Consider the following 20,993-nt stretch of genomic DNA (forward strand, 5'->3'; position numbering starts at 1 on the left):
GCGAGCCTTCCGCCTGCGGCGAAACGCCCCTATACCTGACACCCAAGGTAGGAATCGAGGGGCTTCAAAATGGCTGGGCTGCTTTCCAATTTCCGCAACACCGTGATCGTCAGCGTCCTGCTCGCGCTGGTCATGCTGTTCGCCTATTCCCAGAGCCCGCAGGGCCTGGACACCATCTACTGGCAGGCCGTGTTCCGCTGGCTGCACACCTTCTTCGGCATCCTGTGGATCGGTCTGCTCTACTACTTCAACTTCGTGCAGATCCGGAAAATGCCGGAGATCCCGGCCGAGCTGAAGCCGGCCGTCTCCAAAGTACATCGCGCCGGAGGCGCTGTTCTGGTTCCGCTGGGCGGCGCTGTTCACCGTGCTGATGGGCCTGATCGTCCTCTACCTGCGCGGCGTCGACTACGCGCACGAGACCCTGACGTTGGGCCTGTTCGGCGGCTATGCGGCCGGCGACAACCGCTACACCCTGCTCGGTCTCTCGGCCTGGCTGGCGGTGATCATGTTCGTCAACGTCTGGGCGTTCATCTGGCCGAACCAGAAGATCGCGCTGGGGATCGTCGAGGCGGACGCCGACGCGAAGGCCAAGGCGGCGCGGACGGCCATGCTGTTCTCCCGCACGAACCTGCTGCTCTCGATCCCGATGCTCACCGGGATGACCATGACGCAGACGCTGTTCGGCTGATCCAAAGCCCATTACGGAGAGGCCCGCCCTTGCGGCGGGCCTTTTTCGTTTTGAGCTGATGAGCGACGACGCCTCCAACCTCGATGAGCTGATCCGGCGCGTGGACCCCGACCGCTGGCTCTCCAGCCGGTTCATCGGCGACCCGCAGGCCCGGGCGGACGTGATCGCGCTCTACGCCTACGACCACGAGCTCGCCCGCGCGCCACGCGTGGCCTCGAATTCCTTGCTGGGCGAGATCCGCCTGACCTGGTGGCGGGAGGTCCTGGACGAGATCTTCGACGGCCGCCATGTCCGCCATCACCCAACCGCGCAGGCCCTGGCCGACGTGGTCCGCCGCCGGAACCTGCCGCGGGCGCCGCTGGAGGCGATGATCGACGCACGCTACCGCGAGCTCGATCAGAGCCCCATGTCGCCGAACGAGGCCCTGGAATGGGCCAGGGACACCGGCGGGCTCGCCGCGGAACTCGCCGCCGGCATCCTCGACCCGGCGGGCGAGGCGGCGAAGGCGAGGGGGGCGGGAACCGCCTGGGCGCTGAGCCGGATGGCCCGCAAGGCGCCGGTCTTCGCGCCAACGGCTGCGCAGGCGCTGGCCGGCGCCCGCGAGGCCGCTAAGGGCCTCAGCGCCGAATCCTTCCCTGCGGCGGCGCATGCCGTTTTCGCCGGGGGACTCGGATCCGAGTTCAGCCGCCGCTTACGTCTCATGTGGGCCGTCGCGCGGGGCCGGATCTAGCCGCGCCAGGGAGTCAGCCGCGGAAGCCAGCGTGGGACGGCCGCCAGGAAGGCGGGATAGTCCGCGGGGAACTTCCGACGGAGCGTCGGCTCCTCGTAGAGCCGGATGAAGGCGTGGAAGCCGGCCGCCAGGGCCGCCGCATAGGCGAGGATCCACGGCTCCGCATAGATCAGCGCCTCGCCGAGGGTCAGGGTGACGACCGCCACGTACATCGGATTGCGGACGAACCGGTAGAAGCCGCCCACCACCAGCCGGCTGGGCGGTGCGATCGGGGCGGGCGTGCCGAACCCCTGCCAGACGAACCGCGCCTGAGCCTCGACCACGACGGCCGCCCCCGCGGCGACCATCACCCAGCCGAGCCAGCGCGTGGCCTCCGTCCCCAGGAACGGCGGCCCCATCTCGCCGCCGGCGATGGCCCAGGGCAGGTAGACCGCGAAGGTCCCCGGCACGACGAGCAGGAAGACGAGGGTAAGCAGGGACGCAGCGCCGCGGGACATGGCGAGCTCCTTCCCATGGAGGACCGGCCTCCAAGGTGGAGCTTACCACATCCGGGACTATTCGGCGGCTTCCAGCACCGGCGCGCCGGCCGCCCAGGCCTCCAGGTCGGCCAGCGCCCGCTCGCCGACCAGCCGCTTCTTGCCCCGCGTCTTGTCCTTGTTCGACAGGCGGTTGCCCTCGGCGTCGCGCTTCGGCGGGGCCATCGGCGGCAGCAGGCCGTAGTTGATGTTCATCGGCTGGAACGAGCCCGCGCCGCCGTCCAGGTGGCCGCCGGTGATGTGGTTCACGAGCGCGCCCAGCGCCGTCGTGGCCGGCGGCGCTTCGATCGGCCGGCCGAGCCGCTCGGCGGCGGCGAGCCGCCCGACCAGCAGCCCCATGGCGGCGCTTTCCACATAGCCCTCGACGCCGGTCACCTGGCCCGCGAAGCGCAGGCGCGGCTGGGCCTTCAGGCGAAGCTGGCGGTCCAGCAGGCGCGGCGAGTTGAGGAAGGTGTTGCGGTGCAGGCCGCCCAGGCGGGCGAAGACCGCCTTCTCGAGGCCGGGAATCATCCGGAAGATCTCGGTCTGGGCGCCGTGCTTCAGCTTGGTCTGGAAGCCCACCATGTTCCAGAGCGTGCCCAGCGCATTGTCCTGCCGGAGTTGGACGACCGCCCAGGGCTTCTCGTCGGGCTTGTGGGCGTTGGTCAGGCCGACCGGCTTCATCGGCCCGTGGCGAAGTGTTTCGCGGCCCCGCTCGGCCATCACCTCGATGGGCAGGCAGCCGTCGAAGTAGGGGACGTTCTCCCAGTCCTTGAACTCGGCCTTCGGTCCGGCCAGCAGGGCGTCGATGAAGGCCTCGTACTGGTCCTTGGTCATCGGGCAGTTGATGTAGGCGGCCGCGTCGCCGCCGGGGCCGACCTTGTCGTAGCGCGACTGCCGCCAGGCGACGCTCATGTCGACGCTGTCGAAGTTCACGATCGGGGCGATGGCGTCGAAGAAAGCGAGCTGGCCTTCGCCGGTCAGGTCCAGGATCGCCTGGGCGAGCGCGGGCGAGGTGAGGGGGCCGGTGGCCACGACCACGCTGTCCCAGTCGGCGGGCGGCAGGCCGGCGACCTCCTCGCGGGCGATGGTGACCAGGGGATGGGCCTCCAGGCGGTCGGTCACCGCCTGGCTGAAGCCGTCGCGGTCGACGGCCAGGGGCGCCGCCGGCCGGCACCTGGTGGGCGTCGCCGCAGGACATGATGATCGAGCCTAGCTTCCGCATCTCGGCGTGCAGCAGGCCGACGGCGTTTCCGGCCCAGTCGTCGGCCCGGAAGGAGTTGGAGCAGACCAGTTCGGCGAGCTTGTCTGTGTGGTGGGCGTCGGTGCCGCGCACCGGGCGCATCTCGTGCAGGATTACAGGCACGCCGGCCTGGGCGATCTGCCAGGCGGCCTCGGATCCGGCCAGGCCGCCGCCGACCACATGGATGGGGGATGTCGTCATGCGTGGCTAACTAGCAACGATCGCCCCCGATCGCGAGCAGGGCCTTGCGTGCAGGGGCCGTGCAGACGAGTTTGCAGCCGGAGGGCCACGGAATCGTTCACCTGAACGTGTCGGGCCAAGGGACGATAATGAACCAGTTTTCGGCGAGCGAGGCGGCTCTGGAGGGCTTCCGCCTCATCCGGTCGCGGCCGGGCACCATGCTTGCCTGGGCCGGCGTCTATTTCCTTGGGATGATGGCCATCGGCCTCCTGATGGGCATCGCGCTCGGCCCGCGCTTCGCCGACGCGATGCGGGGCGGAAACACCACCGAGAAGACGGAGGCGGTCGCGGGGATCCTGGCCCAGTCGTGGCCCGCGTTCCTGCTGGTGCTTCTGGTCGTGGCGACCCTCGAGTCCGTGTTGATCGCCGGTATCTACCGGCTCACCCTGCGCCCCAACGAACCGGGCTTCGCCCATCTCCGGCTCGGACGCGACGAGTTCCGGCTGACCGCGGTCAACATGGTCCTCTATCCGATCGGCTTCCTGTGCCTCGCCGGCGGAGTCCTGGCGTGGGAATCCATGCTCGACGGGTCGTTGCTCAGCGGCCTGCTGCTGGTCGCCATCCTGGTGCTCACCGCCTGGCTCGGCGCGCGGCTATCACTGGTCACCCCGACCACGTTCGCGACGCACAGGATCGCCTTCCGCGACGGCTGGCGGCTGACCCGCGGCCGTACGGCCCCGCTGCTGTTTATGATGGTCCTGGCGGCGATCTTCTACGTGATGATCTGGCTGGGGATCACCCTGTTGAGCTTCTTCATCGTGTGGGTGAGCAATGCGGCGAGCCTGGACGCAGGCTCGGTCACCCCGACGGCGATCGCCGTCGGCCTTGCCACGCTCGTGATGCAGTTCCTGCTCTTCGTGCTGCGGGACGTGATGATCTACGCGCCGTTTGGCGAGGCGTATCTGCAGTTGGCCCCGGGAGCCGCAGAGGCCGCCGGGGCCGCCGCTTGAGCCCTTTCTCCGCCAGTGACGCGGCGGTCGAGGGGTTCCGGGTCCTCGGCCACCGCTGGCGTGTGGTCGCCGGCTGGGCGCTGTTCAACCTGCTCGGCCTGATCGGCGCTTGTGTGCTGGCCGCCGTGCTGATCGGCGTCGCCGCCGTGGCCGCCGCCTCCAGCGAGGCGGCCGGCATGGCCGGCGGGGTGCTGGGCGCGGTGGTCCTGGTGCTGGCGGCCTTCGCCGTCGAGGTGATGATCGTCGGCGCCCTCTATCGCATGCTGTTGCGCGAGGGACCGCCGGGCTTCCTTTACCTTCGCCTGGGCCCCGACGAGCTCCGGATCGGCGCCACCTGGCTGATCGTCATGGCCGCCTTCCTCCTGCTGGTGCTGGCGGGCGTGGCGGCGATGTCCATCGCCCGGACGGCCGGCGGCCTGTGGCTCGGCCTGCTGGCGGCGCTAGCCGTGATGGCGGTGATCGTCTGGCTGGGCCTCAGGCTGTCGCTCGCCGCGCCGATCGCCGTCGCCGAGCGCCGCCTGGGCTTCGTCCGCTCGTGGCGCCTGACGAAGGGCCGGGGCGCGGCGCTGCTCGGCATGACGGCGCTGACGCTCTGCCTCCTGGCGCTGATTGTTGTCGTGGCCTACCTGGCGCTCGCCCTGATCTCGGGCGCGGCGACGGGCTGGAGCGACCTCGGCCTTCTGCTGCGCACGGATGCGGACGCCATCGCCGAGCGGCCGGGCTTCTACGTGGCCCAGCTCGTCCTGCAGTTCCTCTTCGCCCCGATCCTCTGGGTGATCGGGCAGACGCCCCTGGCCGCCGCGTACATGGCGCTGAGCGGCGACGATCAGGCCTGAGCCGAAGGCCGCGCCGAGACCCGCTCGTGCCAGCCGCGGACGTTGGCGAGATCGTCGGGGACGGGCAGGCCGATCCAGGTGGCGAAGTCCACGGTCGAGAGCGCGCAGATGTCGGCCATGGTGTAGGCCTCACCGGCCACGAAGGGTCGCGCCTCCAGCTCCCGGTCCAGCCATTTCAGGGCGTTTTCGTAGGCCTCGCGGTTGGACTCGCCGAAGTCCTTGAATTGGGTGAGCAGGCGGGCCGTGTACGGGTGGGCGTGACGCCAGTAGTTGCCGACCGGGCTCATGACGATGAACTCGATCCGCCGGATCCACATGTCCACGTGGGCCTTCTCCACCGGCGTCGTGCCGAAGAGCGGCGGCTCGGGGTTCGTCTCCTCGAAGTAGCGGCAGATCGCGACCGTCTCGGAGATGGTCGTGCCGTCGTCCAGCTCCAGGGTGGGGATCTGGCCCAGGGAGTTGCGGGCGCGGTGCTCGGGGCTCTTGTGCTCCCGCTTCATCATGTTCACCGGCGTCTCGGGCAGCTCGATGCCCTTCTCGGCCAGGAAGATGCGCACGCGGCGCGGGTTCGGCGCCGGCATCGGCGCACCGTACAGGATCATGACTTGCTCCCCCTGATGTTCTTTGGCAGTCAGGCTAGTTCCAAACGCCTGTTCGCGCCTAGCCCGGAGTAACCGATGTTCACCCGCCGCAGCGTCCTTCTTGGCGGTGGGACCGCCGTCCTGGCCGGTCCGGCCTGGGCCCAGGGCGCCGATGCGGCCCTGACCGCCCTGCTGGCGCGGCATATGGACGAGCACCTCGCCATGTCGCCCGAGGCGGCGGCCTCGGTGCTGACCGACGCGCGGGGACGGAGGGCGCGGGGCGATCTCGACGACCGCTCGCCGGCGGCCAAGGCCGCGCAGGTGGCGGCGGCCCGCCGCTGGGCGCGCGGAGCTCGCGCGCATCGACCGAACGGCGCTCAGTCCGGCCCGCCGGATGGACTACGACACGGCGGCCTTCGCCTACGAGATGCTGGACGCCGTCGGCGCCCGCTACGGCTTCCAGGACCACGCGCTCCGGCCCGGGCCCTACCTCGTGAACCAGATGGCCGGCGCCTACTACTGGCAGCCGCAGGACTTCGCGCGCACGCCCATCGGATCCCGCGAGGACGCCGATCTCTACCTCTCCCGGCTTGCCGCCTTCGCCCGCGTCCTGGATGGCGAGGTGGAGGGCATCCGCAGGGACGCCGCGGCGGGTGTCGTCCCGCCGGACTTCGTGCTCGACCGGACGGTGCGCCAGCTTTCAGACCTCCGCGGCTCGGCGGCGGCGAGCCTGATCGACGGACCCGCGGCGCGCGCCACGGCGGCCGGGCTCGCTGATGTCGCATCGCGGGCGCGCAGGCTGCTCGACGAACGGGTGGTCTCCGCCCTCGACCGACAGATCGCGGCCCTCCGGGCGCTCGGGCCCGCCGCCGCGGGTGAGGCCGGCGTCTGGCGGCTGCCGGACGGAGAGGCCTGGTACGCGCTCGCCCTGCGGTCCAACACCACGGTCCCGACGCCGCCGGAGGAGATGCATCGGCTTGGGCTGGACACCTTCGAGGCGCTGCGCGCCCAGCTCGACGTGAAGCTGAAGGGCCAGGGGTTCACGCAGGGGACCGTCGCCGAGCGGATCAAGGCGCTGGACCGCGACCCGCGGCAGCTCAAGCCCAACACCGACGCCGGCCGCGCGGAAATCCTGCAATTCTCCCGCGATCACCTGGCCCGCCTGCACGGCCTGCTGCCGCGCGCCTTCCGGACGCTTCCGGATCGCGACATCACTGTGGACCGCATCCCGGTCGCCATCGAGGCGGGGGCGCCGGGGCCTATTACAACGGACCGCCGGCCGACGGTTCGCGGCCGGGGATCATCTCCATCAACCTCAAGGACACGGCGGAGTGGCCGACCTGGCGGCTCAAGACCCTGATCCACCACGAAGGCGATCCCGGTCACCACCTCCAGAACGCGGTCTTCCGGCGAGCGGCAGGGCCGGACATGCCGCTCTACAAGCGGTTCGCCCAGTTCTCGGCCTATGTGGAGGGCTGGGCCCTCTATGCCGAGCAGGTGGCCGTGGAGATCGGGGCCTACGAGGACGACCCGTTCGGCGAGATCGGAGCGGTGCAGTCGGCGCTGTTCCGGGCGGCGCGCATCGTCGTCGACACCGGCCTCCACCACAAGCGGTGGAGCCGCGCCGAGGCGACCCGCTGGATGGTCGAGAACGCCGGCGAGCAGCAGGCCTCGGCCCAGCGCGAGATCGACCGCTACTGCGTCTATCCCGGCCAGGCCTGCGCCTTCATGGTCGGCCGCCTGGAGCTGACGCGCACCCGCGACGCGGCCGCGCGCCGGCTCGGCGCCGGCTTCGACGTCCGCGACTGGCACGAGCGCGTGCTGGCCGCGGGGCCGATGCCGATGGAGGTTCTGGCCGCCAACTTCGGCTGAGTTCTTCCCTCCCCTGAAGGGGAGGGCAGGGTCTAGGCTGACACCAGCTTCTTCTTGCGCGCGCCCTTGCGTTCGCGGTGGCGTTCCAGGAGCTCGTGCAGGTAGCGGCCGGTCCAGCTCCGCGGGTTCTCAGCGACCGCCTCGGGCGAGCCTTGCGCCACGATCTCGCCGCCGCCGTCGCCGCCCTCGGGCCCGAAGTCCACCAGCCAGTCGGCGGTCTTCACGACGTCGAGGTTGTGCTCGATGACCACGACCGTATTGCCCTGGTCGGCGAGCTCGTGGAGCACCTCCAGCAGCTTCTTCACGTCCTCGAAGTGCAGGCCGGTGGTCGGCTCGTCGAGGATGTAGAGCGTCTTGCCGGTGGCCCGCCTGGACAGCTCCTTCGACAGCTTCACGCGCTGGGCCTCGCCGCCGGACAACGTCGTCGCCTGCTGGCCGACCTTCACATAGCCCAGGCCGACGCGCTTCAGCGTCTCCATCTTCTCGCGGATCGGGGGCACCGCCTTGAAGAAGTCGGCCGCCTCTTCCACCGTCATATCAAGCACATCGGCGATGCTCTTGCCTTTGAACAGGACCTCCAGCGTCTCGCGGTTGTAGCGGTGGCCGTGACAGACGTCGCAGGTCACATAGACGTCCGGCAGGAAGTGCATCTCGATCTTGATCAGGCCGTCGCCCTGGCAGGCCTCGCAGCGGCCGCCCTTCACGTTGAACGAGAACCGGCCCGGCCCGTAGCCGCGCGCCTTGGACTCCGGCAGCCCTGCGAACCAGTCGCGGATCGGCTGGAAGGCGCCGGTATAGGTGGCCGGGTTCGACCGCGGCGTCCGCCCGATCGGGCTCTGGTCGATGTCGATGACCTTGTCGAAGTTCTCCAGGCCCTCGATCCGCTCGTGCGGCGCCGGCGCGTCCGAGGCGTTGTGCAGTCGGCGCGCGGCGGCCTTGTAGAGCGTCTCGATGGTGAAGGTGGACTTGCCGCCGCCGGAGACGCCGGTGATGCAGGTGAAGGCGCCCACCGGGATCTCGGCAGTGATGTTCTTCAGGTTGTTGCCGGTCGCCCCGATGACCCGCAGGACCTTTTTCTTGGAGATCGGCCGGCGGTCCTCCGGCACCTCGATCTCGCGGGCGCCCGACAGGTACTGGCCAGTAATGCTCCTCGGGTTGGCCATGATGTCGGCGGGCTTGCCCTCGGCGATGATCTCGCCGCCGTGGACGCCGGCCGCCGGGCCCATGTCGATGACGTAGTCGGCGGTAAGGATCGCCTCCTCATCGTGCTCGACGACCAGCACCGAATTGCCGAGGTCCCGCAGGCCCTTCAGCGAGGTCAGCAGGCGGGTGTTGTCGCGCTGGTGCAGGCCGATGGACGGCTCGTCGAGCACATAGAGCACGCCGGTCAGGCCCGAGCCGATCTGGCTGGCCAGGCGGATGCGCTGGCTCTCGCCGCCCGACAGCGTGCCGGAGGCGCGGCTCAGGTTCAGGTAGTCCAGGCCGACATTCACCAGGAACCGCAGGCGATCGTTGATCTCCTTCAGGATCCGCCGCGCGATCTCCATCTGCTTGTCGGTGAGCGTCGTCTCCAGGCTCTCGAACCACTCCTGAGCATGGCGGATGGAAAGCCGGGATGCCTCGCCGATGTGCTGGCCGGCGATCTTCACCGCGAGGGCCTCGGGCTTCAGGCGGTAGCCCTCGCAGGCCTCGCAGGGCGTTTCGGACTGGTAGCGGCCGAGCTCCTCGCGGACCCAGGACGAATCCGTCTCGCGCCAGCGGCGCTCGAGGTTCGGCAGCACGCCCTCGAAGGTCTTGTTGACCTCGTACTTGCGGGCGTTGTCGTCGTAGATGAAGCGGATCTTCTCGCCGTCGGAGCCGTAGAGCACGACCTTGCGGGCGGCCTCGGGCAGCTTCCACCACGGCGCGTCCATGGAGAAGTCGTAGTGGCGCGAAAGCGCCTGCAGCGTCTGGGTGTAGAGCGGCGAGGGACCCTTGGCCCAGGGCGAGATCGCGCCCTTGTGCAGGCTCTTGTCCTTGTCCGGCACGACCAGGTCGGCGTCGAAGGCGAGCTTGGCGCCCAGGCCGTCGCAGACCGGGCAGGCGCCGTAGGGGTTGTTGAACGAGAACAGCCTGGGCTCGATCTCGCTGATCGTGAAGCCGGAGACCGGGCAGGCGAACTTCTCGGAGAAGATCAGCCGGCGGGGCTCCGCCTCGCCGGGATCCTTGTCGGCCCATTCGGCGACGGCGATGCCGTCGGCGAGCTTCAGCGCGGTCTCGATGGAGTCCGCATAGCGGCCCTCAAGCCCGGCCTTGGTGACCAGCCGGTCCACGACTACGTCGATGTCGTGCTTGAACTTCTTGTCGAGGGTCGGCGCGTCCTCGATCGGGTAGAACTCGCCGTCGATCTTCAGCCGCTGGTAGCCCGCCTTCTGCCACTCGGCGATCTCCTTGCGGTACTCGCCCTTCCGGCCGCGCACCACGGGGGCTAGGAGGTAGAGGCGGGTGCCTTCGGGCAGGGCCGAGAGCTTGTCGACCATCTGGCTGACCGTCTGGCTCTCGATCGGCAGGCCGGTGGCCGGCGAATAGGGCACGCCGACCCGCGCCCATAGCAGGCGCATGTAGTCGTGGATCTCGGTCACCGTGCCGACCGTGGAGCGCGGATTGCGGCTGGTGGTCTTCTGCTCGATGGAGATGGCCGGCGACAGGCCCTCGATCAGATCCACGTCGGGCTTGCTCATCAGCTCCAGAAACTGGCGCGCATAGGCCGAGAGGCTCTCGACATAGCGGCGCTGGCCCTCGGCATAGATGGTGTCGAAGGCGAGCGAGCTCTTCCCGGATCCCGACAGGCCGGTCAGGACGACCAGCTCGCCGCGCGGGATGTCGACGCTGACGTCCTTGAGATTGTGCTCACGCGCCCCGCGGACGCGGATCATGTTCGTCTGTTCAGCCATGTTTCCGGAAACACTGAGCGCCCTGGGGAAGGTCCCTCGGGCCAGCGGTCAAATGTAGTGATCCGAGTCGTAGATAACACCGGAACGCAACCGGAACAAACATCCTGCGGCCGCCCGTCGCGGTCCCTGCTGACACAACGCTGGCAGCAGGGGGAACAATCAGCGACCGGCCTGGGCCTGGGCCTGCTCGAAAACGCGCAGCGCATTGCCGCCCCAGACCTTGTCGATGTCGGCCTTCGAATAGCCCTTGGCTCGGAGCGCAGCGGTGATGTCGGGGAAGTCGAGGATGTCCTCGAAGCCGGTCAGGCCGCCGCCGCCGTCGAAGTCGCCGCTGATGCCGACGTGATCGATCCCCGCCACCTCGATGGCGTGGAGCAGGTGCTTCACGAAGTCGTCGAAGGTGGCGCGCGGCGTGCCATAGCGCGCCAGGATGGCGGCGCGCTCGGCGGTGGCCGCCTCCATGGCGGCCCGGGTCTTCGGCCGGCCGTACTTGCGGTTCAGCTCGCGCAGGGCGGCGTCGCGCTCGGCGTTCGGCGGCACGGTGATCATGTAGTTGGACAGGGCGTTCAGCTGTATCACGCCGCCCTTGGCCGCCAGCTTGCGCATCAGGTCGTCGCCGATATTGCGTGGGTGGTCGAAGATCGCCTTGGCGCCGGTATGCGAGAGGATGATCGGGGCCTTGGAAAGCTCGATCATCTGTTCGGTCGCCGCGTCGGAGGCGTGGGAGGCGTCGATCAGCACGCCCAGCCGGTTGGCCTCGGCCACCCACTGCTTGCCGAGCGGCGACAGGCCGCCGTGCTCGGCCGGGGCGGTGGCGCTGTCCGCCAGGTCGTTGTTGGCGGTGTGCACCGGGCTCATCATCCGCGCGCCCAGGTCGTAGAAGGTCTCCATCAGGGTCAGGTCGCGGCCGAGCGGATAGCTGTTCTCCAGGCTGATGAAGACGAACTTCTTCGGCGTATTGGCGAGCTTCCGGGCCTCGGCGGCCGTGGTCACCACCTGGAACTTGTCTGAATAGCGGGCGGCCATCTCGCGGATTTCGGTGATGCGCACGAGGGCGAAGTCGCGGGCGGCGGCGTTGCCTTCCGGCGTGCGCGGCCCTTGGGCGGTGAACACCACGAAGACGCCGCCGTCGACGCCGCCCTCAACCATGCGGGGATAGTCGACCTGACTGCCGTCCTTGGCCACGTCGTGCCGGTCGATGATCCGCCAGCCCTCGACATTGAACAGGGCCGGGGTGTCGAAGTGGGTGTCGAGGACCGTCAGGTTCTCGTGGAGGTCGCGATCCGCCTTGGAGATGGCGGCCTTCGGCTGGGCGAGGGCGGGAGCCGCGGTGGCGGCGAGCAGGACGGCAAGCGCGGCGATACGTCGGGACACGGAGGGCTCCAGCCAGTTGAGGCCGGGACCGTAGCCGTATCGCGCGGCGCAGGTCGACCCCGCGCCGCGCGCCCGACGTCAAAAGCGGCGGGTGATGCCGATCTGGGCGACCGGGTAGTACTTCAGGTCATCCACGTCGTCCTGGATGTCGGCCTCCTCGAGGCGCAGGCGCGCCTGGAAGGCCGGATCGTTCGAGAGCGTGCCCCCGAGGCGTTGAGCGCCACGTCCGGCGACTTGGAGAAGGACACGCCGAGCAGGGCGCGGACGCCCCAGGCCCGGTCACCGGTGAAGGTGTTGTCGAAGCCGAGGCCGACGAAGGGCTGGACCTTGGACATCTCGGCCTTGCCGTCGAGGCGGCCGATCTGGGCCGGGGTGAAAGTCGCGCCGCCGATGTTCACCGGCTCGGTCGGCTGCGAGCTCATGTCGGCGCGTCGGTCGCCGAAGTAGGCGCCGCCCGACACGAGGAAGCCCGTGCCGCCCGGGTGCCAGTCGGCGAACAGGCCGACGGTGGAGGCCTTCAGCTTGCCCTCGTAGGGCACGCCGGAATGGTCGCGGTCCCGGCTGTAGCTGAGCCAGTCGGCGGCCCCGCGCACCACCAGGCCCTCGGCGACGCGGAACTGCGCCTCGACGCCCACGCCGGGCGTGCCGATATTGGCCCCGAGCGCCAGCGGACCGGTCTGGGCCAGGGCGGCGCCCGCGGGCGCGGCGGCGATCGCGGCGGCGGCTGCGAGGATCTTCAGGATACGCATTCGGAGCAGTTCCCCAGTCTTGTCGTGGCAGCCGTGGATCGGCCGTCCGGATACGTCCTAGACGGGTGGGGGGTGCGTCGGCCAGGAGGCGTCTCGCCGCAAGCGGAAGAATTTTCTCAGGTCGGTCAATAGCTTATGGTCAAGCTCCGCGACGGCTCAGCCGCGCTCGATCCGCGCGGCATAGCAACCGCGGCCCGCATTGTGAGCGTGGATGTAGGCGGTATCGGGCCGGTCGAGCAGCCGCCGGATCTCGGGCTCGAGGGCGGAGCCCGGGGCTAGGGCGGCGTCCACCATCATGCCGGCGGCATCGAAGGCGCGCAGCGAGATCATCGGCCGGACCGCGAGACAGGGCGGGATCTCGTCCAGGTATCGGGCGGTCTCCGACGCCCGCTCGCTCACGAAGATCGCGTGCCGTGAGCGGTAGGGGGTGTCGGCGCTCTGGTGCTCATAGTTCAGGAGCAGGACCGTCTCGCCGGGCCGGGCGTCGGCCAGGGTGATCCGGCACGGGAATCCGACGGGCGCATCGACCGCGTAACGGCGCACGCCGCGGGCGGCCAGATCCTCGTCCGGAAGGCCGAACAGGGGGCGGAAATCCTCCAGCGGCAGGCCGGTGACGACGTAGGCCATGGGGGGCTCCTCTAGAGGGCGTCGTGGAAGATGACGCCGAGCGTGTGCCGGCGGCCGGCGCGCAGGCGGCTGACGCCGTGGCGCAGGTTCACGGGGTAGGGCCCGCGGCCGCCCACCACCGGGCGCTCGCGGACGGGGAAGACGACGGCGTCGCCCTGGCGCAGCGGCACGACCTCGGCGCGGGACTGCATCCGCGGCCGCTGCTCGGTCAGGACGAACTCGCCGCCCTCGAAGTCACGGCCGGGCTCGTCCAGCAGGATTGCGATCTGCAGGGGGAAAACGTGCTCGCCGTAGAGGTCCTGATGCAGGCAGTTGTAGTCGCCGGGGCCGTAGCGGAGCAGCAGCGGCGTCGGCCGCACCTGACCCGCCCCATGGCAGCGGGCGAGGTAGTCGCCATGGGCGGCCGGATAGCGGCCTTCGACCCCGAGGATCGTGTTCCAGCGGTTGGCGATCGCGGCGAGCGGCGGATAGAGCGACGCGCGCAGGTCTGCCACGAGGTCGGGCAGCGGATAGGCGAAATAGCGGTATTCGCCGCGGCCGAAGCCGTGACGGGCCATCACGACTGTCGAGCGGTAGAGGCGGGCGTCGTCGTATCCGCCGGCGACCGCGGCGCAGGTGTCCGGGTCGAGCAGGCGTGGGATCAGCGCGCAGCCGTGGGCGTCGAGATCGGCGGCGACGGCGGGCCAGTCAATGCTTTCGGTACGGGATAGGGCAGGGGCGGCGTCCATACACGAGAGATCGCGCCGCGACCGGCCGCCCTCAATCCGGCAAACGCAACACAGGTCCGAAAGCCGCTAGAGCCAGTCGAGGTCCGTCCGGCGGCCGTTGACGATCAGCCCCTTCAGCCGAGCCTTGCCGCGACCGTCGACGGACAGCACGACGAAGGCTGTCGGATCCTGACCGGGACTGAGGCGCAGCGCGCGTTCGATCGCGAGCGCCTCGTCCTGGTCGGCGTGGAAGCGGTCGACGCCGACGTCGACATTGAGAAATCCGGATCGCACAGGCGAGCCGTCGCCGACCAAGCACGTCGCGGAGCCCCAGACCGGGACGTCGCCCGACGTGCCGGCGGCGCGGGTGTCGGAGACCGACAGGACCCGGTGATAGCCGCCCTCCCGGCGCAGCAGCACCCACCGCCACCTGGTCGCGAGATCGCGCGAGCCGGGCGGACAGGCGGCGCCAGCGGTCAGCGGGTAACTGACCTGGAAGGACACATAGTGGCCGGACAGGGGGCTGCGCGGATCGTAGGCGTTGATCGGCAGCACGACCTCGGCGCCGCGATCGCGGGCGATCGCCTCGCGGACGACAAGACCAATCAGCGCCGTGGCGAGCACGCTGGCGGCCAGCAGGATGCGGATCGGGGCGCCAAACCTCATCGGCCGCCTCCACGACGGAGAAGAACGGCCACGACGAGGGCGACGACCGCGCAGGCGGCGAAGACGCCTGCCGAGACGAGCAGGCCGAAGCCGAGGTCGAACAGGAGCCGCGCGGCGGCGGCGAAGAGGCTGAGGACGCCGAGCGTCGTGACCGCCGCGTGGCGGTCATGGCGGCCGAGCGCGACGATCGCGCCCGAGAGCGCCAGCCAGGCCATGGGGTGAACGATGTTGAACCTGTAGTCACCGAAGGAGGAGAGGCCGAAGTAGCTCAGCAGGCCGGCCGTGAACCAGCCGTAGAGGAGGGTGGCGACGTCGACCCTGTCGCGGAATTGCCTCGCGCCCGCCGCTGCGATCGCGAACAGAAGGGACCCAGCGAAGAGCATGGCCTGATCGGGCGCCCCGAGGGCGTCCAGCGCGGGGAAGAGCCCAATGAGGCCTGCCAGTCCGGCCGCATGGGCCAGCGGCGCCGAGCGCCAGCGGACCGCCAGAGTCCCGGCCGCCAGCGCTGCGAACAGTGACCAGCCGAGCTCCGGCTCGCCCCCCGTGAAGGAGGGATCCAGCCCCAAATCTGAGAAATCCCCGGCGATGATGAAGGCGACAGCGGCGGTGGCCGCCCAGGTCGAGCGTCCGGCCAATGCGAGGAGCGCCGCGGCGAGGCCTGCGCCGCGCAGGGCCGCTTGGGGATCGCCGGCGATGTCGAAGATCTGGCCCGTCAGGCCAATGGCGGCGGCGAACACCATCGCGGCGACGGCGAGGAAGACCTCCGTCGCCACCCGCTTGTCCCGTCCCGCCGCCCACGCACCCCCGCCGGCGGCCGCGAGGAAGACGAGCAGCACGAGACCGAACCGCCCGAGCCGGGGGATCTCGCCCCAGTTGGCGGCGATGAAGGCGATGACGGCGGCCCCGGCGAGAAACGCGCCGATGGCGGCCAGCGCGGTCGAGGCGTCCAGCCGTCGCTCATCCGGAACGCTGGCAAGAATTGGCTGCCGGGACGCGGCGGGCACGTGGCCGTCGGCGATCCAGGCGTCGAGGTCGCGTTCGAGGCGGCGTCTGTAGCTGGCCATCTGCTCTTCCCGGGTACGGACAGTGTCCGAGGCGCCGGCGCGCGGCAAGGCTTGTCCGAACCGGCTTCTGCGCCTAGATGCCAGCGACTGCCTGAAAGGAGACCGCGATGCGCACCGCGACGGACACCCGCCTCGTCCTGAACGCCCACGCGACCCCGGTTTCCCATGCCCAGCTCCATCACGCTCGATTCGGTCAGCTACCGCGCGCCTGACGGCCGCACTCTCCTCGACGGCCTGACGCTCGCCTTCGGAGCCGAACGCACCGGCCTCGTGGGGCGCAACGGCGTGGGCAAGACCACGCTGATCCGCCTGATCCTCGGCGAACTGACGCCCGCATCGGGCAGCGTGACCGTGCGCGGCCGTATCGGCGTGCTGCGCCAGGCGCTGCAGCCGCCGGCGGGCGCGACGATCGCCGACCTCCTGGACCTGGCCGAGCCGTTGAAGCGGCTTGCGCGCATCGCGGCGGGAGCGGGCAGCGAGGCGGACTTCTCCGACGCCGACTGGGGTCTCGAGGCCCGGCTCGCGGAAGCCCTGGCGGGTGTGGGCCTTGCCGATCTCGATCTGGACCGCCCCGCCTCCACCCTGAGCGGCGGCCAGGTGACCCGGGCGACGCTGGCTGGCCTTATCGCCGCCGAGCCCGACCTGCTGATCCTCGACGAGCCGACCAACAACCTCGACGTGGAGGCCCGCAAGCTGGTCGCCGACACCCTCGGCCGCTGGAAGGGCGGAGCGATCGTCGTCAGCCACGACCGGGCGCTGCTGCGGCGCATGGACCGCATCGTCGAGCTGACGACCCTCGGCGCGAAAGTCTATGGCGGCGGTTACGATCTCTACGCCGAACGCAAGGCGCAGGAAGCCGCCGCGGCCGAGCGCGCCCTGGACGACGCCGAGCGCGCCGTGGACCGGGTCGCCCGGGAGAGCCAGGTCATGGCCGAGAGGAAGGCGCGGCGCGACTCCGCCGGCAAGCGCTATGCCCGGTCCGGCTCCGCGCCGAAGATCCTTCTCGGCGGGCTGAAACGGCGGGCGGAGGAGAGCGCCGGCAAGGGCCAGGTCCTGGCCGAGCGCCTGCGCAGCGAGGCCGCCGAAGATCTCGCGGAAGCCCGGGCGCGGATCGAGCGCGTGCGCACGCTGGCCTTCGACCTGCCGTCGTGTGGTCTGCCGGCCGGCAAGCTGGTGCTGGCCCTGGAGGAGGTGACCTTCGCCTGGCCCGGCCGCCCGCCGCTCTTGGAGGGCGTCTCGCTGCAGATCACTGGTCCGCAGCGCGTGGCGGTGACCGGCCCGAACGGGGCCGGTAAGACGACCCTGATCCGGCTGGCGGCCGGCGAGTTCACGCCGACCGGCGGCCGCGTGCGTCTGGGCGCCCGCGCGGCCTTCCTCGACCAGCAGACGGCGCTGCTGCGGCCCGACGAGACCCTGGTCGAGGCGTTCCGTCGCCTGAACCCGCGGACGACCGACAACGCCGCCCGCGCCGCCCTCGCCCGGTTCCTGTTCCGCAACGTGGCGGCCGAGAAGCGCGTGGCCGAACTCTCCGGAGGCGAGCGGCTGCGGGCGGCCCTCGCCTGCGTCCTGATGGCTGACGAGCCGCCGCAGCTCCTGATCCTCGACGAGCCGACCAACCACCTCGACCTGGACTCCATCACCGCCGTCGAGGCCGCGCTCGCCGGCTATGATGGAGCCCTACTGGTCGTCAGCCACGATCCCGACTTCCTGGCGGCCGTAGGGATCGATCGCGAGCTGCTGCTGGGCTAGCCGAAGCCTTCCGCCATCACGACGATGGCGTCGGCGCCCGGCGATGCGGTCCTCGGCGATCCGCCTGTACTCCGGCGAGTCCGCCCAGCGGCGGGCGGCGCGCCCGTCCTCGAAGGCGAGCAGGACGAGCTTGCGGCCGTCCCACTCGCCCTCCAGCGGTTCCGGGCGTTCCTCCGAGACGAGGAGGCGTCCGCCGTACTGCTTCAGCACCGGCAGGAACGCCGCGGCGTAACGGCCGTAGCGTTCCGGGTCGTGTATGGCGATGCGGCCCACCAGATAGCAGGTCATGCCGCCGCCCTCCGGCTCAGCACCCGGAAGACGGCGTTGGCCCGGGCGCAGGGCTGACCGTCGGAGGTGACGAAGGCCTGGGCGAAACAGAGGGTCGATCCCGGCTTCACGAAGACGGTGTCGAACTCCAGCCACTCGCCCTTGTGGGCCAGGCCGAGGAAATCCACCGACAGGTTGACGGTGACCAGACCGCCGGTGTCGCCGAGCTTCCGGCCGCAGGAGAGGCCCATGGCGTTGTCGGCGAGGGCCGAGATCAGCCCGCCGTGGACGAAGCCGCGGCTGTTGGTGTGGGCGTCTCCGGCCCGCAGGCCCAGGACCACCGTGTCGCCGGCCAGGCGGCTGTAGAGCGGCTCCCATGGCTCGGTGAGCGGGCTGCGGCGGTCGTGACGCGCGAAGCCCACGGGGATGTCGAGCGCGCCCATCACGCGGCCGCCAGCCGGGCGAGGCTCTCCAGCGTCCCGGCGCAGGCCCGGGCCGCCTCCTGGCCCTTCGTCCGGAAGTGGCTGTGGAAGAACCGCTGGTGGACATCGTGCTCGTGGAAGTGATGCGGCGTGAGGACCACCGAGAAGATCGGCGTCTCGGTGGCGAGCTGGACCTGCATCAGGGCCCGGATCACCGTCTCGGCGACGAACTCGTGGCGATAGATGCCGCCGTCGACCACGAAGCCCGCCGCGACGATGCCGGCGTACTTGCCGGTGCGGGCCAGCGTCTGGGCGTGCAGGGGGATCTCGAAGGCGCCGGGCGTCTCGAAGACGTCGACCGCGCCGGGCGGGAAGCCCAGGGCTTCGATCTCCTCCATGAAGCCGGCGTGGGCCTCGCGAACGATCTCGGCATGCCAGAGCGAGTGGATGAAGGCGATGCGGGCGGCGCGGTAGGCGCCGTTGGCGGTGGGCAGCTCATAAGCAACTTGGGTCATGGTTCTCTCCCTGACCGGGTTCGAGGGACCACGACTCAGGGAGACGCCGGGCGCACGGCGAGGCGGAATCCGCCCGTCATGCGGCGGCGGTTCTCATAACCGGACTATGACCGTCGGCCCCGGGATCGCACCGGGTCTGCTCGTCCCTGCGTCGGCGTCGTATTCACCGGAGCAGGCGCCCGCGGGCTCGTTCCCCGGAGGGACATTACCGCCGGTGGGGAGTTTCACCCCGCCCTGAGAACGCAGGCCGGCGAGACTCGCCGGCAGGATCGACGTTACGCTGGTGACGCAACGTCAAACAAGCGTTTGAATCATGCTTTGCGGTTCAGGGTGATGGCGGTGGCGGTGCTGGCCGGCTGGCCGGAGAGCGTCGCGCCGGGGCCGTAGCCGGACGCCTGCTGGCGGGTGCTGGCGACCTCCTCGGCGATGGCGCGGACCAGGCCCTCGGTGACGGTCTTGGCGGCCTCTATGGCGCGGCCCTGGCGGGCGAGGACGGCGTCGAAGGCCCGGGTGGCCTGGACCAGCCGCTCGCGCAGCTCTTTCGGCGCGGCCTGCACCATCCGCGGATCGGCCTTCACCCGGGCGCTCTCGTGCCGGTATAGGTTCGCGAGCCGGCCGCACTCCTCGATGTTGGCGGCGGCGTCCTGCGGCCGGCGAGCCTCGAAAGCCTGGCATTCCTGGGTGATCAGGTCGGTGAGGCGTTCGGTCAGCAGGATCAGCTGTTCGACGCGGTCGGTGGCGGTGTCTGCGGCGAGCGCCATGGTGGGGTCTCCTAGCTCAGGCCCTGAAGCTTCAGCATTTCGCGTTGGATCTGGTCCGTGAGGCCAAGCCCGCCGGCCTGGCTCATCTGCTTGGCCATGGCCTCGGTCATGAACGACTTGAACATCTGCTCGCCCGGGCCGCCGCCGAACGGGGCGGAGACGTTCACGCCCTCGAACATCTGCTGCAGCATGATCGACAGGAACTGGGTCTCGAACTTCTGGGCGGTCTCGCGGATCTCGCCGCGCTTGGCGAGTTCGGCGGCCGAGGCGGCGCCGGCGCCGGGCTGGAGCAGGGTGGGGGCGACGGAAACCGGGGTCATCACATCACCTCGATGTCGGCCTGCAGGGCGCCGGCGGCCCGGATGGTCTGCAGGATGGAGATCATGTCGCGCGGCGTGACGCCCAGGGCGTTGAGCCCGCCCACCAGGCTCGCCAGCGAGGGCGCCCGCGCGCAGGGTGACGAACTGGCGGCCGGTCTCCTCGTCCACCTGCACGTCGGACTGCGGCACGACCGCGGTTTCGCCGGTGCGGGCGAAGGGCGGCGGCTGGCTGACGGCCGGGCTCTCGCGGACGGTGATGGTCAGGTTGCCCTGCTGGATCGCCACGGTGGAGATGCGGACGTTCTCACCCATCACGATCACGCCGGCGACCTCGTCGATCACCACCTTGGCCGGGCTGTCCGGGTCGACCGTCAGGTTCTCCACCTGGGAGACGAAGGTCATCATGTCCCGGTCGGCCGGGGCGCGGATGGCGACGATCGTCGGGTTCTCGGCCATCGCCGAGCCCGGGTAGCTCTTGTTCACCGCCTCGGCGATGCGGCGCGCGGTGGTGAAGTCGGGATTGCGGAGCGTCATCCGCAGGCTTTCCATGCTCGCGAGCTGGAAGCCGATCTCCTTTTCGACCACCGCCCCGCCGGCGATCCGCCCCGCGGTGGGCACGCCCTTGGAGACGGTGGAGCCCGAGGCGCCGGACGCGCTGACCGACCCGGTCTGCACCGTGCCCTGGGCCACCGCATAGACCTGGCCGTCGGCGCCGAGCAGGGGGTGACCAGCAGGGTGCCGCCGAGCAGGCTCTTGGCGTCGCCCAGCGCCGAGACCGTGGCGTCCACGGGCGAGCCGGCGGCGGCGAAGGCCGGCAGCTTGGCGGTGACCATGACCGCGGCGACGTTCTTGGTGTTGAGCACCGCGTCGCGGGTGTTGACGCCCAGCCGCTCCAGCATGGCCTCGAGGCTCTGCTTGGTGAAGGGCGCATTGCGCAGCGCGTCGCCGGTGCCGTTCAGGCCGACCACGATGCCGTAGCCGACGAGCATGTTCTCGCGCACGCCCTCGAACTCGACGATATCCTTGATGCGGGACTTGGCCGACGCGGGCTGGGCGGTCATCGCCAGGGCGGCGGTGAGGGCGAGGGCGAGGCTGAAAGCCCGATGGAGGACGCGGATCATGGTTAACCGTGAAGCTGCTTCCATCGGTCCCTTGCGACGGACGTGCCAACGCCCTGCGGGAAA

At 70.3% G+C, this 20,993-nt stretch carries 18 protein-coding genes, 4 pseudogenes and 1 riboswitch; of the genes and pseudogenes, 6 read left to right on the forward strand and 16 right to left on the reverse strand.

Annotated features, from left to right (window positions below; genetic code table 11):
• The first annotated feature begins 69 nt into the window (after positions 1–69).
• Positions 70–688: pseudogene (locus LRS04_RS17820) on the forward strand (hypothetical protein).
• 58 nt (positions 689–746) lie between these two features.
• Positions 747–1,418 (forward strand): squalene/phytoene synthase family protein, encoded by a 672-nt coding sequence (locus LRS04_RS17825; RefSeq protein WP_257817486.1) that lies wholly within the window; start codon positions 747–749, stop codon positions 1,416–1,418.
• On the opposite strand, the gene LRS04_RS17830 is transcribed toward LRS04_RS17825, so the two are convergent.
• Positions 1,415–1,915 carry an isoprenylcysteine carboxylmethyltransferase family protein gene (locus LRS04_RS17830; RefSeq protein WP_257817487.1) on the reverse strand — a complete coding sequence of 167 codons (501 nt, stop codon included), beginning with the start codon at positions 1,913–1,915 and terminating at the stop codon, positions 1,415–1,417. The two genes, LRS04_RS17825 and LRS04_RS17830, sit on opposite strands and share 4 nt — an antisense overlap.
• 57 nt (positions 1,916–1,972) lie before the next feature.
• A pseudogene (gene trmFO / locus LRS04_RS17835) lies at positions 1,973–3,377 on the reverse strand (methylenetetrahydrofolate--tRNA-(uracil(54)-C(5))-methyltransferase (FADH(2)-oxidizing) TrmFO).
• A 71-nt stretch (positions 3,378–3,448) separates the two neighbouring features.
• Between trmFO and LRS04_RS17840 the strand changes: the two are divergent.
• Both LRS04_RS17840 and LRS04_RS17845 read left to right on the forward strand, forming a co-directional pair.
• Positions 3,449–4,366: a hypothetical protein gene (locus tag LRS04_RS17840; RefSeq protein ID WP_257817488.1), complete on the forward strand. Its 918-nt coding sequence runs from the start codon at positions 3,449–3,451 to the stop codon at positions 4,364–4,366.
• Complete coding sequence (locus LRS04_RS17845; RefSeq protein WP_257817489.1) at positions 4,363–5,202, forward strand: hypothetical protein; 840 nt, start codon at positions 4,363–4,365, stop codon at positions 5,200–5,202. The genes LRS04_RS17840 and LRS04_RS17845 overlap by 4 nt, the downstream gene beginning before the upstream one ends.
• Here the strand turns inward: LRS04_RS17845 and LRS04_RS17850 are convergent.
• Positions 5,193–5,804, reverse strand: coding sequence for a glutathione S-transferase family protein (locus tag LRS04_RS17850; RefSeq protein WP_257817490.1), 612 nt, complete (start codon positions 5,802–5,804; stop codon positions 5,193–5,195). The two genes, LRS04_RS17845 and LRS04_RS17850, sit on opposite strands and share 10 nt — an antisense overlap.
• Positions 5,805–6,144: 340 nt before the next feature.
• On the opposite strand from LRS04_RS17850, the pseudogene LRS04_RS17855 reads away from it, so the two are divergent.
• A pseudogene (locus LRS04_RS17855) lies at positions 6,145–7,655 on the forward strand (DUF885 family protein).
• 32 nt (positions 7,656–7,687) lie between these two features.
• Here the strand turns inward: LRS04_RS17855 and uvrA are convergent.
• The 7 genes from uvrA to LRS04_RS17890 form a co-directional block, all read right to left on the reverse strand.
• A complete protein-coding gene (gene uvrA, locus LRS04_RS17860; protein ID WP_257817491.1) occupies positions 7,688–10,588 on the reverse strand; it encodes an excinuclease ABC subunit UvrA in 2,901 nt (966 codons plus the stop codon).
• 159 nt (positions 10,589–10,747) lie between these two features.
• Positions 10,748–11,962 carry a dipeptidase gene (locus LRS04_RS17865; RefSeq protein ID WP_257817492.1) on the reverse strand — a complete coding sequence of 405 codons (1,215 nt, stop codon included), beginning with the start codon at positions 11,960–11,962 and terminating at the stop codon, positions 10,748–10,750.
• 122 nt (positions 11,963–12,084) lie between these two features.
• Positions 12,085–12,711, reverse strand: a complete 627-nt coding sequence (locus LRS04_RS17870; RefSeq protein ID WP_257817493.1) for a hypothetical protein — start codon at positions 12,709–12,711, stop codon at positions 12,085–12,087.
• Between the two features lie 156 nt (positions 12,712–12,867).
• Complete coding sequence (locus LRS04_RS17875; RefSeq protein WP_257817494.1) at positions 12,868–13,338, reverse strand: DUF1203 domain-containing protein; 471 nt, start codon at positions 13,336–13,338, stop codon at positions 12,868–12,870.
• Positions 13,339–13,349: 11 nt separating this feature from the next.
• Complete coding sequence (locus LRS04_RS17880; protein ID WP_257817495.1) at positions 13,350–14,066, reverse strand: 2OG-Fe(II) oxygenase; 717 nt, start codon at positions 14,064–14,066, stop codon at positions 13,350–13,352.
• 66 nt (positions 14,067–14,132) lie between these two features.
• Positions 14,133–14,711 carry a GDYXXLXY domain-containing protein gene (locus LRS04_RS17885; protein WP_257817496.1) on the reverse strand — a complete coding sequence of 193 codons (579 nt, stop codon included), beginning with the start codon at positions 14,709–14,711 and terminating at the stop codon, positions 14,133–14,135.
• Complete coding sequence (locus tag LRS04_RS17890) at positions 14,708–15,775, reverse strand: DUF2157 domain-containing protein (protein WP_257817497.1); 1,068 nt, start codon at positions 15,773–15,775, stop codon at positions 14,708–14,710. The genes LRS04_RS17885 and LRS04_RS17890 overlap by 4 nt, the downstream gene beginning before the upstream one ends.
• Before the next feature lie 165 nt (positions 15,776–15,940).
• Between LRS04_RS17890 and LRS04_RS17895 the strand changes: the two genes are divergently transcribed.
• Positions 15,941–17,524 (forward strand): ABC-F family ATP-binding cassette domain-containing protein, encoded by a 1,584-nt coding sequence (locus LRS04_RS17895; RefSeq protein WP_257817498.1) that lies wholly within the window; start codon positions 15,941–15,943, stop codon positions 17,522–17,524.
• Here LRS04_RS17895 and LRS04_RS17900 read toward each other — a convergent pair.
• The 6 genes and pseudogenes from LRS04_RS17900 to LRS04_RS17925 form a co-directional block, all read right to left on the reverse strand.
• Positions 17,453–17,812 (reverse strand): DUF1330 domain-containing protein, encoded by a 360-nt coding sequence (locus LRS04_RS17900; RefSeq protein WP_257817499.1) that lies wholly within the window; start codon positions 17,810–17,812, stop codon positions 17,453–17,455. The two genes, LRS04_RS17895 and LRS04_RS17900, sit on opposite strands and share 72 nt — an antisense overlap.
• On the reverse strand, positions 17,809–18,234 hold the full coding sequence (locus LRS04_RS17905; RefSeq protein ID WP_257817500.1) for a PaaI family thioesterase: 426 nt from the start codon (positions 18,232–18,234) through the stop codon (positions 17,809–17,811). Before LRS04_RS17905 ends, LRS04_RS17900 begins: the two co-directional genes overlap by 4 nt.
• Positions 18,234–18,728 carry a 6,7-dimethyl-8-ribityllumazine synthase gene (locus LRS04_RS17910; RefSeq protein WP_257817501.1) on the reverse strand — a complete coding sequence of 165 codons (495 nt, stop codon included), beginning with the start codon at positions 18,726–18,728 and terminating at the stop codon, positions 18,234–18,236. Before LRS04_RS17910 ends, LRS04_RS17905 begins: the two co-directional genes overlap by 1 nt.
• An 85-nt stretch (positions 18,729–18,813) precedes the next feature.
• Positions 18,814–18,974, reverse strand: a riboswitch (FMN riboswitch).
• Positions 18,975–19,039: 65 nt separating this feature from the next.
• Positions 19,040–19,489 carry a flagellar basal body protein gene (locus LRS04_RS17915; RefSeq protein ID WP_257817502.1) on the reverse strand — a complete coding sequence of 150 codons (450 nt, stop codon included), beginning with the start codon at positions 19,487–19,489 and terminating at the stop codon, positions 19,040–19,042.
• A gap of 11 nt (positions 19,490–19,500) precedes the next feature.
• On the reverse strand, positions 19,501–19,809 hold the full coding sequence (locus tag LRS04_RS17920; RefSeq protein WP_257817503.1) for a rod-binding protein: 309 nt from the start codon (positions 19,807–19,809) through the stop codon (positions 19,501–19,503).
• A pseudogene (locus LRS04_RS17925) lies at positions 19,809–20,930 on the reverse strand (flagellar basal body P-ring protein FlgI). Before LRS04_RS17925 ends, LRS04_RS17920 begins: the two are co-directional and overlap by 1 nt.
• Positions 20,931–20,993 lie beyond the last annotated feature (63 nt).

Origin of the sequence: Phenylobacterium sp. J367, from assembly GCF_024699985.1 — a bacterium.
GTDB lineage: Bacteria > Pseudomonadota > Alphaproteobacteria > Caulobacterales > Caulobacteraceae > Phenylobacterium.

Coding starts and splice junctions, on each gene's coding strand:
- LRS04_RS17825 (WP_257817486.1), top strand. CDS start 747: ATGAGCGACGACGCCTCCAACCTCGATGAGCTGATCCGGCGCGTGGAC.
- LRS04_RS17830 (WP_257817487.1), bottom strand. CDS start 1,915: ATGTCCCGCGGCGCTGCGTCCCTGCTTACCCTCGTCTTCCTGCTCGTC.
- LRS04_RS17850 (WP_257817490.1), bottom strand. CDS start 5,804: ATGATCCTGTACGGTGCGCCGATGCCGGCGCCGAACCCGCGCCGCGTG.
- uvrA (WP_257817491.1), bottom strand. CDS start 10,588: ATGGCTGAACAGACGAACATGATCCGCGTCCGCGGGGCGCGTGAGCAC.
- LRS04_RS17870 (WP_257817493.1), bottom strand. CDS start 12,711: ATGCGTATCCTGAAGATCCTCGCAGCCGCCGCCGCGATCGCCGCCGCG.
- LRS04_RS17875 (WP_257817494.1), bottom strand. CDS start 13,338: ATGGCCTACGTCGTCACCGGCCTGCCGCTGGAGGATTTCCGCCCCCTG.
- LRS04_RS17880 (WP_257817495.1), bottom strand. CDS start 14,066: ATGGACGCCGCCCCTGCCCTATCCCGTACCGAAAGCATTGACTGGCCC.
- LRS04_RS17885 (WP_257817496.1), bottom strand. CDS start 14,711: ATGAGGTTTGGCGCCCCGATCCGCATCCTGCTGGCCGCCAGCGTGCTC.
- LRS04_RS17890 (WP_257817497.1), bottom strand. CDS start 15,775: ATGGCCAGCTACAGACGCCGCCTCGAACGCGACCTCGACGCCTGGATC.
- LRS04_RS17895 (WP_257817498.1), top strand. CDS start 15,941: ATGCCCAGCTCCATCACGCTCGATTCGGTCAGCTACCGCGCGCCTGAC.
- LRS04_RS17900 (WP_257817499.1), bottom strand. CDS start 17,812: ATGACCTGCTATCTGGTGGGCCGCATCGCCATACACGACCCGGAACGC.
- LRS04_RS17905 (WP_257817500.1), bottom strand. CDS start 18,234: ATGGGCGCGCTCGACATCCCCGTGGGCTTCGCGCGTCACGACCGCCGC.
- LRS04_RS17910 (WP_257817501.1), bottom strand. CDS start 18,728: ATGACCCAAGTTGCTTATGAGCTGCCCACCGCCAACGGCGCCTACCGC.
- LRS04_RS17915 (WP_257817502.1), bottom strand. CDS start 19,489: ATGGCGCTCGCCGCAGACACCGCCACCGACCGCGTCGAACAGCTGATC.
- LRS04_RS17920 (WP_257817503.1), bottom strand. CDS start 19,809: ATGACCCCGGTTTCCGTCGCCCCCACCCTGCTCCAGCCCGGCGCCGGC.